At 64.3% G+C, this 13,448-nt stretch carries 12 protein-coding genes; 1 reads left to right on the top strand and 11 read right to left on the bottom strand.

All coding sequences use genetic code 11. The features are described 5' to 3' along the window. Positions 1-10 precede the first annotated feature (10 nt). The 10 genes from RY1_RS20640 to RY1_RS20685 form a co-directional block, all read right to left on the bottom strand. Complete coding sequence (locus RY1_RS20640; protein ID WP_072805911.1) at positions 11-1,153, bottom strand: thiolase family protein; 1,143 nt, start codon at positions 1,151-1,153, stop codon at positions 11-13. Then, on the bottom strand, positions 1,150-1,557 hold the full coding sequence (locus tag RY1_RS20645) for a Zn-ribbon domain-containing OB-fold protein (protein WP_072805912.1): 408 nt from the start codon (positions 1,555-1,557) through the stop codon (positions 1,150-1,152). Before RY1_RS20645 ends, RY1_RS20640 begins: the two co-directional genes overlap by 4 nt. Next, positions 1,557-3,056 (bottom strand): hydroxymethylglutaryl-CoA lyase-like TIM-barrel protein, encoded by a 1,500-nt coding sequence (locus RY1_RS20650; protein WP_072805913.1) that lies wholly within the window; start codon positions 3,054-3,056, stop codon positions 1,557-1,559. The genes RY1_RS20645 and RY1_RS20650 overlap by 1 nt, the downstream gene beginning before the upstream one ends. Continuing rightward, positions 3,053-4,438, bottom strand: coding sequence for an acetyl-CoA carboxylase biotin carboxylase subunit (locus RY1_RS20655; RefSeq protein WP_139279934.1), 1,386 nt, complete (start codon positions 4,436-4,438; stop codon positions 3,053-3,055). Before RY1_RS20655 ends, RY1_RS20650 begins: the two co-directional genes overlap by 4 nt. Then, positions 4,428-4,955 (bottom strand): acetyl-CoA carboxylase biotin carboxyl carrier protein, encoded by a 528-nt coding sequence (locus RY1_RS20660; protein ID WP_072805915.1) that lies wholly within the window; start codon positions 4,953-4,955, stop codon positions 4,428-4,430. The genes RY1_RS20655 and RY1_RS20660 overlap by 11 nt, the downstream gene beginning before the upstream one ends. Beyond that, on the bottom strand, positions 4,952-6,733 hold the full coding sequence (locus RY1_RS20665; protein ID WP_084727635.1) for a pyruvate, phosphate dikinase: 1,782 nt from the start codon (positions 6,731-6,733) through the stop codon (positions 4,952-4,954). The genes RY1_RS20660 and RY1_RS20665 overlap by 4 nt, the downstream gene beginning before the upstream one ends. Beyond that, positions 6,730-7,338, bottom strand: a complete 609-nt coding sequence (locus RY1_RS20670; RefSeq protein WP_072805916.1) for a hypothetical protein — start codon at positions 7,336-7,338, stop codon at positions 6,730-6,732. Before RY1_RS20670 ends, RY1_RS20665 begins: the two co-directional genes overlap by 4 nt. Further along, positions 7,331-8,812, bottom strand: coding sequence for an AMP-binding protein (locus RY1_RS20675; protein WP_072805917.1), 1,482 nt, complete (start codon positions 8,810-8,812; stop codon positions 7,331-7,333). The genes RY1_RS20670 and RY1_RS20675 overlap by 8 nt, the downstream gene beginning before the upstream one ends. 91 nt (positions 8,813-8,903) lie before the next feature. Then, positions 8,904-10,466, bottom strand: coding sequence for a hypothetical protein (locus RY1_RS20680; protein WP_072805918.1), 1,563 nt, complete (start codon positions 10,464-10,466; stop codon positions 8,904-8,906). Positions 10,467-10,468: 2 nt separating this feature from the next. After that, positions 10,469-11,182 carry a PEP-utilizing enzyme gene (locus RY1_RS20685; protein ID WP_072805919.1) on the bottom strand — a complete coding sequence of 238 codons (714 nt, stop codon included), beginning with the start codon at positions 11,180-11,182 and terminating at the stop codon, positions 10,469-10,471. 94 nt (positions 11,183-11,276) lie between these two features. On the opposite strand from RY1_RS20685, the gene RY1_RS20690 reads away from it, so the two are divergent. Next, the gene (locus RY1_RS20690) at positions 11,277-12,089 is read left to right on the top strand and encodes a response regulator transcription factor (RefSeq protein ID WP_245819803.1); all 813 of its coding nucleotides are present in this window, start codon (positions 11,277-11,279) and stop codon (positions 12,087-12,089) included. Positions 12,090-12,294: 205 nt separating this feature from the next. Here RY1_RS20690 and RY1_RS20695 read toward each other — a convergent pair whose 3' ends face one another. Next, entirely contained in the window at positions 12,295-13,440 is a 1,146-nt protein-coding gene (locus RY1_RS20695) for an Rv3169 family protein (protein WP_245819805.1), read from the bottom strand. Between the last annotated feature and the right edge of the window lie 8 nt (positions 13,441-13,448).

A 13,448-nucleotide genomic window follows, 5' to 3' on the forward strand; every position in this document is an offset into this window, starting at 1 on the left:
GTGCGGCGCGTCAGCGCCGCAACACACTGATCACGCAGGCATTTCCGTCCATACCGGCTGCGCCGCCGCCCATCGTCTCGACGACGCCTGTCTCGTGCTTGGCGACCTGCCTCGGTCCGGCGTCACCGCGGAGCTGCCAGACGATCTCGGCCAGCTGCGCAGTACCGGTGGCGCCCAACGGATGTCCTCGCGACAGCAGACCGCCGCTGGGATTGACCGGTTGCGGTCCGGTGCGAGCGGTGTAACCGGAGGGCGCCATCTGCGCGCCCTCGCCCAGTTCGGCGACCCCGAGTGCTTCGAGTGTGGTGATCTCGCCGATCGTGAAGGCGTCGTGTACTTCCATGACGTCGATGTCCTTCGGCGAGATTCCTGCTGCGGTGAATGCTTTGTCGGCGGCCCGAGCAACACAATCGAATCCCCATACGTGCTTGGAACCATGGTCCCACAGGGCGCCGGAAACCATCGCCGAGGACAGAACTTTCACATCGCGGTGGCGCGCTCTGGGTCGTCCGATCACCGCAGCGCCTGCGCCGTCGGTCGTCGGGCAGCATTGCAGAAACGTCAGCGGCTCGGCGATCGCCCGAGAGCCGAGAACCTCCTCGATGGTCGGCGCACCCATTCTCAGATGAGCCCGCGGATTGTCGAGGCCGTTGGTCTTGTTCTTGACGGCCACTGCGGCCAGCTGCTCCGGCGTCACCCCGTACTGGCCGATGTAGCGCTGTGCCTGCAACGCGTACAACCCGGGAAGCGGAAGCGACGCAGCACCTTCGGGGTCGGTGGCCTCGGGCACTATTGCACCGGTGAACAGTGTCGACATCTGGTCGACGCCGAGTACGAGCACGCAGTCGAACCTGCCCACTCGCACTGCCTCCACCGCCTCGTGGTACGCCGCGGTGCCACTGGCACAGGCATTTTCGATGGTCCACATCGGTATTCCCGGTAGTCCGAGTCCGCGTTGGATCCGAGTCGCGACGCCGGGGGGACCGAACACGGTTCCCACGATGATGGCATCGATGTCCAGTGGGTCGATCTCGGCGTCGCCGATCGCTTCGGTGACGGCTTCCCACGCGAGCGACTCGACGCGGCGGTGCTGGAACGCGCCGTAGTCCGACGTCCCGACGCCCAACACCGCGACGTCGCGGTCGGCGCTCACGAGTCGACCTCGGCGACGAGGTCGCCGTGTTCGAGACCGGTCACCGTGACGCGGGTGTCGATCGGCACCGACTCGGGAACGAGGAGATGCGCCAGGACTCGGGGTCCGTCGTCGAGGTCGATGTAGCCGAGTGCGAACGGCGGCTTTCTGTTGCCTACAGGGATTGCCACGACGGTGGAAGACCACATGCTGCCCGACGGCGAGAAGGTGTCTTCGACCAGCGGTCCTCTACAGACCGGGCACCACGGCAGATCCCGCTGCGCGGAGGGGTTTCGGCACGCCGTGCACCTCAGACCGTGTATCCGGTCGTGCGCGAATATCGGTCGACTGTCCGCAACCGCCAAACCTCCCTTGACCGCACCGGGGCGTCGTTTGGTGACGCGGCCCTCGGCCGGAATGGTCATCAGTGATCTCCCTGCAGGGTGAGGCTGAAGTCGGGGGAGCTGAGGTGGACGTAGGCACCCGTTGCGGCCGTGACGAGTTGGCGCACGTACCCCATCTCTCGACTGGACGCACCGAAGTCACGGTTGCGTTTCGGAGTGTCCCGCATGATGTCGATCTCGTTGCCGGGCACCAGCAGGCGCAGGATGAGCTCGTCGTCGTCGACGTTGCCGAATCGCTGACGTAGATCGTCGAGCGACGGTTGCGCCGGAATCCAGTCGTGGTAACTCTTCGCTTTCGGTGAGGCCTGGATGACGTCGACGACGTTCTGATCCATCGGTGCGACGGCATCGCCGTAGTGGCCGTTGACGTACATCAGCACCTCGTCGGGGATGACGGAGTAACGCTTGCCGGTCACCACGTTCAGCACGGCCTGCGTGCCGACCAGCTGCGAGAACGGCGTCGCCATGACCGGATAGCCGAGTTCGGTGCGTACCGTGGACATCTCGTCGAGCACTTCCTCGAACCGATCGGCCATTCCGCGTTCGGCGAGCTGCGCCTTGAAGGTGCCGGTCATACCGCCGGGTAGTTGGTGGCGGTACAGGAACAGGTTGAACTCGGCAGGTGTGCCGACGGGTAGGCCCTCGTATTCGGCGACGCGTTGCAGGTGCTGCTCGACGGGGGAGAACTGGGAATCGTCGAGCTCGACGTCGAAGCCGGCGTACTTCAGATTCGAGTACGTCACCTCGGTCGACGGGAGCGAGACGCCCGCGGCCAATGTACGGCTTGCGGTATGGACCCGGTCGGCCCCGGCGAGGGCAGCTTCCAGGTAGTTCACCGGAGCCATCGCATTGTTGCTGTGGAAGTGAACCTCGACGGGCAGTTCACCCGCTGCGGTCTTGATCGCCTTGATCAGGCTGCGAGTGCGGTCGGGCGTGAGCAGGCCTGCCGCATCCTCCAGTTCGATTCCATCGGCGCCGAGGCCGACGAGTTCCCTTGTGCGAGCAACATAGTAGTCGTCGGTGTGGTAGGGACTGTCGGCATACAGGATGCACGGAATGGCCTGTGCACCTTCGGCCTGTACGGTCTTGACGAGACGGCCGATCTTGTCGAGGTTGAACAGGCCGTCGTAGATCCAGAAGCTACCGATACCGTGCGCGACCAGACGCTGCACCCACAGGTCCATCACACTGTCCGCGGTGAGACCGAACGTGACGATGCCGTTGCTGCGCGTGCCTGCACGGACCGTGGTGCGCGGCATGGCCTTGGACAATGAGATCAGCTGATCCCACGGATCTTCCTTACAGTGCCGCACGAGCACCTCGAAGATCGAGCTTCCGACCAGATCGATCGTGTGGAAGCCCGTGCGGTCGAGGTGATCTGCGATGGGAATACCCATGTCGCGGCGCATCCGCATACCCCACCAGCTCTGCGGGCCGTCGCGCAGCGTCTGGTCGATGATCTGAATCTTCCGGCGGGAACCGTCGGGAAGGGTCGGTGCGCAATCGATGAAGCTGGTCATGGTGTCTCCAGGAATTCGGGTAGTCCGGTTTCGGCGATCCAGTTGGTGCTGACGGTGGCCGACCGAAAGTCCTTGTGATCGAGCGCGAAATGCGCGAAGTCGGCGGTGGTCGGCACGCCGTCCACCTCGAGTGCCTTCAAGGCCGCGAGCATCTTCGCGATCGCGTCCTCGCGATCGGTGCCGTATGCCACGATCTTGGCCAGCAGCGAGTCGTAATAGGGTCCGACGACGTAGCCCTCCTCGGCGTGGGTGTCGACGCGGATGCCGTCCAGATCGGGTGATCGCCAGCGTGCCAGAGTGCCTGTGCGTGGGAGGAATCCGTCCCTCGGAGACTCGCTCGTGATGCGTACCTCGATGGCGTGCCCCGTAGTGGTGACGTCGTGTTGCCCGAACTCGAGCCGGTCGCCCTGCGCCGACCTCAGCTGTTGACGGACCAGGTCGATTCCCGTCACGCACTCGGTCACCGGATGTTCGACCTGGATTCGGGCGTTGAACTCGAGGAATGCGAAGTCGCCGGTGTCAGCGTCGTAGATGAATTCGACGGTTCCTGCGCTGTCCAGACCGATGGCCTCGGCGAAGGCCAGTCCGGATGCCCTGATGCGCGCCCTCGTCTTCTCGGAAAGCCCGGGTGCTGGACTCTCTTCGATCACCTTCTGATGGCGGCGTTGGAGCGTGCAGTCGCGCTCGCCCAGTTGTACGACGCTGCCGTGGCGATCGCCCAGGACCTGAACCTCGATGTGACGCGCTGTCCGAATGTACTTCTCGACGAACAGTGATCCGTCTCCGAACGCCGATTGTGCCTCGGAACCGGCGGCCGAGAATCTGGCGCGAAGTTCAGCGTCGCTCTCGACGACCGACATTCCGCGCCCGCCGCCGCCCGCCGAGGCCTTGATCAACACGGGGTAGCCGATGTCTGCCGCCGCGCGAGAAGCATCGTCGACGTCGGTGACGATCGGAGATCCCGTCAGTACCGGAATGCCCGCGGCTCGGGCGATGTCGCGGGCACGCGCTTTGTCGCCTGCTTCGGTGACGACGTGGGGTGCCGGGCCTACGAACGTGAGCCCGTTGTCGACGCACATCTGTGCGAACTGCGGATTCTCGGACAGGAAGCCGTATCCGGGATGCAGTGCATCACAGCCACTTCCGAGTGCAGCGGAGATCACCGACGGCATGTTGAGGTAACTCGCAGTGGCGGCGGGTGGGCCGATGCAGACGGTGCGGTCGGCGAGCCGCGCGGGAACGGAGTCGCGGTCGATCGTCGAGACCGCGAGGACGGTCTCGATGCCGAGTTCTCGGCACGATCGAATGACACGGACCGCGATCTCACCCCGGTTCGCGACGAACACCTTCTTGATCGGGCGGTAGTCGATGTCACTCATCATCAGGATCTATCAGGAAGAGAACCTGGTCGTACTCCACCATGTCCGCGTTCTGCGCTTCGATCGCGACGATCGTTCCTGTCACCGGAGCCGACACGTTGCTCATCAGCTTCATCACCTCGACGATGCCGAGTTGCTGGCCAGCATCGACGTGCTGGCCCACCGTCACGAACGGCGCCTCACCTGGACTCGGAGACACCCAGAAGGCCCCGACGACGGGGGACTTGACGGCGACTTCGTCCCCGGTGCTCACACGTGCGCCCACGGGTGCAGCCGGTGGGTCGACCCGAGCGGGCGGAGGGACCGGCGCCAGCGCATGTGCCGGTGGAGGCGGAGGTGAGGGCGTAGGAATCGGCGCTGCGGTGCCGTGAGTTGTCGCCGGCGCCCCGTCGCGGCCGAGGACCAGGTGCATTCCATGGATGTCGAGTTCCATGCTCGCCCAGCCCGACGCGGTGAATTCTTTCACCAGCGCGGTGAGCTCGCGCATCGTGACGTCGGTTGGAATTGTGTTGTCGGTCATCGTCTTTCCTCCTGAAGGGCGATCGCAGCCAGCAACACCGGAAGTGCCCTGTCTGCGACGACTGTTCTCACACCGGCGTCGAGAGCTGCGCGCAGCGCATCGCGGCGTCCGAACACCGCGCCGCGCACCGACACCGTCCCTGCTGGAATGTCGGGTACGGCATCGGGATCGACATCCGCCGGCGACTCGGCGTCGAAGACAGGTTCGGGAGCATCTCCGCGGATCACATCGACGGGCGAGTACTCGCGCGCCCAGCCGATGAGACGTTGCAGATCGGTGTCCTCACTCTCGTCGACGGAGACGGTCGGCAGTTCGCCGGAGTAGACCTTGCCCGTCACGGCGTCGACGGTCACGATCTTCCCGACGAGATCGGCAACAGCCCCCGGATATCCGACGACGCAGGGTGTGTCGAGTGCTCGGCTCACCACGGCTGCATGCGACGTGGCGCCGCCGGTCTCGGTGACGACGCCTGCGGCGGCGATCATGCCGTGTACGTCCTCGGGGCTGGTGTTCTTACGGACGAGAATCGAGTTCGGAATCTGCTCGGCCTCTTCCGGTGTGGCGACTGCGAGTCCGCTCGCCACACCCGGGCATGCGGAGGTCCCGGCGCCGAGGAGCGTGGCAGCTGTGATCGACGCCGGATCCACGACGGGCCGCAGCAGGGTCGTCACCTGCTCAGGCGTGACGCGCCGCAGCGCCTCGCGCGGGGTGATGACCTCCTCGTCGACGAGCTCGACGGCGATCCGGACGGCCGCGCGGGCCGTGCGCTTGGCCGGCCGGGACTGCAGCATGTACAGCGTTCCTTGCTGGACGGTGAACTCGATGTCCTGTGCGTCACGGCCGTGGGCGTCGAGCCGCTCGGCTGCTGCGAGCAGTTCGCGGTGGACGTCGGGAGCGCGGTCGGCGAGCCGCGCGAGCGGCTCGGGAGTGACCCGTCCGCTGACGACGTCCTCGCCCTGACCCCGTGGCAGGTATTCGCCGTATGCTTCGCGCTCACCCGAGAGCGGATTTCGGCTGAACAGCACTCCGGTGCCGGAATCGTCGTCGAGATTGCCGAAGACCATCGCCTGAATGGTGACGGCCGTGCCGAGGTCCTGAGGAATTCCGTGGTGTGTGCGGTAGGCGATCGCGCGCCGCGTGCGGCTGGATTCGAATACCGATGCCACCGCGGATTCGAGTTGCTGCCACGGATCCTGTGGCACATCCCGGCCGGTTTCGCCGACGATCGCTGCGCGCACCGCATCTGCGCAGTCGTGGGAGTCGAGATCGTCTGCGCATCCGAGGACGAGTTGGCCGTAGAAAGCATGGAATCGGCGATTGACCTCCGCTGCGAACTGCGCGCTCCCGGTCTCCTCGGCGAGTGCGCGCTCGACGTCGTCGGTGAACCCGAGATTGAGAATCGTGTCCATCATGCCCGGCATGCTGACCGCGGCACCCGAGCGAACCGACACCAACAGTGGCTGATGCGTCCCGCCGAACGTGCGGCCGAGAGTGGCTTCCAAGCCGGCGATGCCGACACGAAGTTCCTGGGCCATACCGTCGGGCAGCGTTTTTCCGCCGTCGAAGAAGGCCTTGCACGCATCGGTGGTGACGACGAAGGCGGGCGGAACCGTCAGCCCGAGCGAAGCCATGCGCCACAGGCTCCATGCCTTGCCGCCGACCAGGTCGCGGTCCGGCTCTGCGGTCTGCCCGCCCACGACCACAAGCCAACGGCTCTTCGGGTCGGCAGACGGCCCTGCTGCTGTCGTCTGCGCGGCTGTCGTCTCCGCGGTGCTCATTCGTCGCGCTCGCGGCCGGTGATGCGCAGGATGTGCTCGTGCATCTGGAACCACACCGTGTGGAACGAGTCGATGCGTACGGAACTGACGTAGTCGAGTTCGCCGTCCTCGGCGCGAGTGAGTGCGTCGGCGATACGGCCGAGGAAGCGGTCGACGGACGGCTGGGCTGCGATCAACGGGGCCAGGATCGCCGCGGTCCTGTCCAGAACCGTGCCCAGTTTGTCGATGATCTTGTCGTCGTATGCGGTATCGCTGTGGTCGTTGGGTTGACGTTCGCCTGCCACCTCGGTGGTCTGCCACGCCGTCGTCAGCGAGAGCACCTGCTTGTTGACGCCGGACTCGAACGAGTCCATCGCAGAGGCGATCTCGGCATCGCTTCGTTCCTTGGCGAACCACTGCGGGTACGCGTCGTCGAGGGCAGAGCGGCCGGCGGGAGAGATCATGTACTTGCCGCGAGCCGCCAGTGCGGTGCCGTCGGAGACTGCCCGTTCCAGTGCGGATTTCACGTCGTCGGGATCTAGATCCAGGATGGCGACCAGGCCTTCGACGTCGGCCAGTTGCTTCAACGTCAGGCAATGCAGGGTCGAGAGGTAGGGGTCAGGCATTGGTTGCTTCCTTCTCGGTGCTCATGCGGTCGCGGACTTCGCGACGGAGGGATTTGCCGACCGGACTGGTGGGCAAGGAGTCCCAGAATTCGATGTGCCTCGGACGTTTGAAGCCGGCGAGCCGCGACGTGCAGTGGTCGGCCAGTTCCTCGGCACTGACGCTGCTGCGTGCCACGACTGCGGCCGAGACTCGTTCGCCCCAGCGCTCATCGGCGATTCCGACGACCGCTGCCTCCAGCACCGCTGGATGGGCGAGCAGTACGTCCTCGACTTCGCGGGGGTACACGTTGAATCCGCCGCTGATGATGACGTCGTGCCGACGATCGAGAAGATAGAGATAACCGGAGTCGTCGATCTGGCCGAGATCGCCTGTGTGGAGCCATCCGTCGTCGTCGATCGTTTCAGCGGTTGCCTCGGGTCGGCGCCAGTATTCGCGCATCGTGTGCGGGCCACGGGTGACGACCTCGCCGACGCCGCCGGCCGGAAGCGAGTTGTTCTCGGTGTCGCGGACGTCGACTTCGACGAAGGTGTAGGGCTTTCCCGCGGACGCGAGCCGGTCCGGAGTGTGCTCCCACGGCTGCAGGCATGTGATGGCGAGAGGCGCCTCGGCTTGTCCGTACAGCTGCGCGAAGACCGGACCGAGTATCTCGATCCCGCGGGCGAGGAGGGTTGTTGCCATCGGCGCACCGCCCCAGCAGAGTCGTTCCAACGTCAGATCCGCGGTGGCAGTGCCTGGATGTTCGAGCAACATCGCGATCATCGTCGGAACCATGAAGGTGTTGGTGGCGCCGTATCTTCCGGCTGCGTCGAGAAAGCTCGTAGGACTGAACTTCTCCAATACGACGCTCGGCGCTCCCTTGACGAGGTGGGGCAGGAAGAACGCTCCGCTGCCGTGGGTGATCGGTGCCGCATGCAGCATCACCGACGTCGGGCCGATGTTCGGGACGAGGTCGACGAGGAAGTTCGCGACCTCGGCGAGTTCGGTCGCGGTCGTCAGTACAACGGCTTTGGGTTTTCCGGTGGTGCCTCCGGTGTAGGCGAGTCGGAGTGGATCGTTCGGTTCCCTGGGCACGTCGCACGGGCTATCGGAGGCTACTGCCATCACGCCGGCGAGATCCTCGGCGCGCACCATGACATCGACCTCGGCTGCGGGCTCGCCGGCGAACACGTATCCGCGAGACTGTGAGTCGTCGATCTTGTAGCTGTGTTCGGCAGCCGTCTCGCGGGTGTTCAGCGGGACGCGGACGAGGCCCGCTTTCGCCAGCGCGTAGTAGACGACCACACCGTCGATCCCGTTGGGCATCGCGACGGCGACGCGGTCACCGGGGACGAGACCGAGCGCGAGCAGTGCATGACCCAGACGATCTGTTGCACTGTCGAATTCGGCGAAGCTTACCGTCCGCGCTTCGGTGATGATCGCAGGCGCGTCGCCGAACTGGCGGCCGGCTCGGCGGATCAGGTCTCCGATCTGCATGTGTACTCCTCGTAGTTGTGGCGCTGCGCGGGGTAGTTGTGGCGCTGCGCGGGGTAGTTGTGGCGCTGCGCGGGTGTAGGTGCGGGGCACATCAGGAAAGATCGGCCCGGCGGAGACCGGCGCCGCGGCCGGCGATGGTGCGCGAGTTCGTCTGTCCCAGTGCGTACAGCTCGTCTGCCTCTCTCGTGTGCCAGTTGCGCTTGACCCACTCCTCGTCGAGGTACCGATACGGGGCCTGCGCGACACCGGGTGTGAATGCCGAGGCGCGAGCGTTGTACTCGTCGATCTCGAGGCGGCCTGCGCTGGTCACCCACAGCCCGGTCTTGGGCTCGATGGTCGAGGACCCCGAGAAGTTCGATCGATCGCCGACCGTCAGCGCGAAGCGGTCCGGCTCGCGGAGAGCGTCGTACGGGATTCCGGTCATCATGTGTTGGTTCAGCCCCGAATACCGCGCCATCTGATATTCGTTCGCCTTCTGATGCGGGAGGGAGAGCAAACCGACCATTTCGCCGAGGGCGTCGCGTGCGTACTCGTCGTTCATCAACGGCTTGAAACGTTGGGCACGGTCGTCGAGTTCGAACCAGTCGTCCTGCCGATACGTACCGGCCAGGTGTGCGAAATCCTTCCCGACCGACGAATAGACCAGCGCGCCGCCGTCGATCATCTGCTCGCGTGACCAGGTCGCTATCCGCTTCCACAGATCTGCCGTCGCCTCGTTGAGGATGGCGCGGTAGTTCTCCATCGTCTCGGCGAGAGTGTCCGCGTTCTCCATGCCGACGGGCTGGTAACCGTCGGTCAATGCGTCCGCGGTGTACAAACCGACCGCGACGATGTTCGACGCCGCATACGTCGGTTCGGCCTCGAACGACGCCCAATCGTCCATCAGATTGAAATTCGTGTCCTTGAACACCAGTGAGATGCTGAGGTTGTTCAGCGGAAGGGCCGTCGCGATGCCGTCGAGCCAGGGGTAGTCGCCCTCGGTGAGATCGAAGAAGTCGCGCATGACCATCTGGCGGCCGTCGCCGAAGTTGTACGGCCCGCTGTTATGGATACCGATGCGACATTCGCAGTGCGCGAGGAATGCGTACTGCGAGAGCTGCGCCAGCAGCTTGATGGTGGCGTCGTGCAGACGATCACCGGCGTTGACACCATGCAGGTCGGCCTCGATGACCTGGAGTGTCCGTTCGGGTAGGAACTGGCTGCGATCGCCGAATTCCTTGTTGTTGATGTGTCCGTCGTTGCGGTGATAAGCCAGCGCGAAGCGCCTCGAGAAATCGACGACGTCGACGACGTCGACGACGTCCTCGGCCGCATCCTCGGGGCGAAGAAGTCCCCAGTTCATCAGCATCTCGCGGCCGAGCAGGTAGAACGCGGGCATTCCCCACGCTGCGTTGACGGTGTCGACCTTGAGGCTCACCTCCCGGGCGCGATCACCGAGCTCCTCGGCGGGCGTCGCGGCATCGATTTCGCGCAGCAGCGTCGGTAAACGGTAGAAACTGTTCAGGTAGGACAGCAGCATGTACGGGTTCATCGGGAAGAGCTTCGATTCCTGAACGGTGCGGGTGATGCACAACCAGTACGTCGTGTCGCTCAGATTCCTTATGTAACTGTTGGTTTCGAGCAGTCCGCGGTAGTCGTATCGAGGTGTTCCCATGATCAGTGATCTCCTTCGAGCTTCCAGATGCGTGCATGGCCGGTGTCGCCTGTTTCGTAGGCATCGGGACCGGGAGGCGCTGCGGTGATCTCGATTTCGACGATGTCGCCGTCGACGAGAGTGCCGATGGTCGCGTTCATCAAGGTGGGGACGTCGTATTCGCGTGCAAGGATGCCGAGGTGGGAGCGAACCGTCCCGCCGAGGCAGATGATGCCGGCGAAGCCTTCGAGGATCGGTGCCGTCAGCGTGCCGCCGGAGTCGTCGATCACGGCGATGGTTCCCTTCGGCACTCCGTCGATCAAGAAGTTCATGACCTGTTCGACGTCGGAGACCAGCGCAACAGGTCCGCTGATGGGGGCAGCCTTGCGAATGACGTTGTCCCCTGAACCGACGAGGCGACGGCCGTCGACCAGCTCTCCTTCCGGCTGATCCCCCAGCTCGGCCTTGGTGGCCGCCTTGTACTTCTCCGGCTCGGACGCAAGGGACGCGGTGGCCGAGTATTCGAAGCGGTAGCCGGAATCGAGGGCATCCTTCTCCACCGCGATGGCGTCGGCGATCGAGAACAGGCTGCCGCCCAGGACGAGCTCGGGCCACGGCGCGTCGGACGCCGCGATACGTGATGCGACAAGTTCGCGGATAGCCGAGTTGTAGCGGAGGGGCAGCGGAGTGAGCTCCGCCGCACCCCATTTGGGAGCTGTGACTGCCGGGTCTGTCATGAGGGCCTCTTCGCACGTGGTGTGGGTCGGCCGGGGAGTTTCCACTTCGGCCGGGTGATTGTTCACTGATGGAAATCTATGTAGCGTGTGCCATGTGTCACAGTCCACGATGGTGGACAGTCCTGATCCGATTCGACGGCCTGCCGCCTCGTCCGATCACCGCGCTGTCCTGAAGAACGCCGACTACCGCCGTGCCTTCGCCGTGCTCGAACGCTGCGACTCGGCCAATTGCCTGTCCGACTTCAAGGAACAGGTGGTCGAAGGGCTGTCGAGTGTCTTCGGGTTTCGGGACGTGTCGTTCTTCGCCGGTCCGACATTTCAGACGACGTTCGTCGATCGATCGCCTGTGGTGACAGGACGCACCGAATCGATGCTGACCGAATATCACGACCGATGGGCGCACCACGACGTATTCGGAACTCCGACGGCACTCCGCATGCTCCAGTCGGGTGGAGTGGCCTCGTTGGCCGAGGTCAACGCACTGGGTGCGATGCCGTCGACGGCGTCGGCGTACGTGCACCACTTCCTCACCGGAACGTGGTCCGTCGACGCCGCAGCCGCGATGCGCGTCGATCTGTACGGGATGCACACCGGTCTGATCGGAATCTTCACCGGTGACGCGAAACAATTGGGGCCGACCGAACTGGCGACGCTGCGATTGTTGGCGCGTCAGTTGTCGGCAGTAGCGCGCAACATCCCCTTCGTATCGTGTCGAGGGGACTTCCAGGATCTCACGGCCAGGCAGCGCGACGTCGTCAAGCTCATCGCCGAAGGATTCAGCAACGCGCAGATAGCGGCGACCCTGTCCCTCGCCGAGGACAGCGTCAAGAAGTACGTCAGCAGAATCCTGGCGACCACGGGATGCCATACGCGAATGGAACTCGCACTCCTCGCCCGGTCGGGATAGCTCCGCAGGCTCCGCTCCTGCTCAGCCCGGTCGCTCCGCAGGCTCCGCTCCTGCTCAGTCTGGTCGCTCCGCAGGCTCCGCTCCTGCTTGCTTTGGTCGCTCCGCAGGCTCCGCTCCTGCTTGCTTTGGTCGCTCCGCAGGCTCCGCTCCTGCCCAGTCCGGGCGCAGTCGGTGCGGGGACCGACTGCGCCCGGCGCGGAGCGCGCTAGAGAAATGAATCCTCGCGGGTGAGGCCGTATTTCGGGTGCTCACCGATCACCATGGATTCGAAGATGCCGTATCCCTCGGCGTCGCCTTCGCGGGTGCGGATCGGTAGATCGCGGAGCTGGTGAACCTCGCGTACACCGTCGGGCGTCGACACGTCGGCGATTCGTTCGCCGTCGAGATGGTCGGGGCCCGCGTAGATTCCGTGTCGCTGGTTCCTGAACCCGAAATACAGTCCAGTACCCAGATGGAAACCGGTATCGCTGATCGGCTCGATCTCGACGCGGCGGGTCTCGCCCCAGCCCGCGTCGAATTCGATTGTGCCACCAAGGAGCCTGCGATTCTTCGGGTCGAATTTCAGATCGTCCCTCACGCCGACCAGCGGGTGCTGCGAACCGTCGGATTCGTTGACGAAACCCGAGAAGTACGTGACGGTGTCGCCTTCCTTCTGAAGGTAGAAGTGAATCTCGTACTTGCTGCCGTCCGGTCGCTTGAAGTACATGGGCGTCCAGAAGAGGGTGAAGTCGCGATCCAAGCGCTGCAACCGGTGTACGTCGGATGGGGGTTCGCCGACGTCCATGCGTACACCCCACGAATGATCGCGATAGGCGAGCCACTTGTCGGGAGTGATGTCGACGGTGCTGCCGTCGATCTTCAACGTTCCTTCTGCAGTGCACGCTTGGTGATATCGCAATACCTCGGAACACATCCGAAGCCCCAGAGTGTCTCGCTGTGCGTCCTTGGCCTCGAGGAACGGCGGAAGGATCGCTGTGATGGTGACGTCGAACTCGATGGGCTGAATGTCGTTCTTACGGAGTACGAGTCGGAGCTTCTTCATCGGTTCGATCACTTCGTAGTCGAACGGTCCGGCACCGATTCGTTCGAGGTCGTCGTCCAGAGTGCGGCTTGCACGGACGGTGATCTGCTCGGTGCCACGCGAGACGCCCGCGAACATGTCCATCACGTTCCGGTTGTGGTATTTCCCGAGTCCACAGTCGATTTGGAGCGATCCGTCGAGGGCGAAGATCGGCGACCACACCTTCTCGGTCCACGAGATGTCCGACTCGGATACGGTGGCGAACGTCTGCACGGTCTGGTGGTGCAGCAATTCGTCGGCGGGAAGAAGCTTCTGCATTGATTGACGCATGAGTCTCT

The sequence above is a fragment of the Rhodococcus yunnanensis NBRC 103083 genome (assembly GCF_001895005.1).
In the GTDB taxonomy this organism is placed as follows: domain Bacteria; phylum Actinomycetota; class Actinomycetes; order Mycobacteriales; family Mycobacteriaceae; genus Rhodococcoides; species Rhodococcoides yunnanense.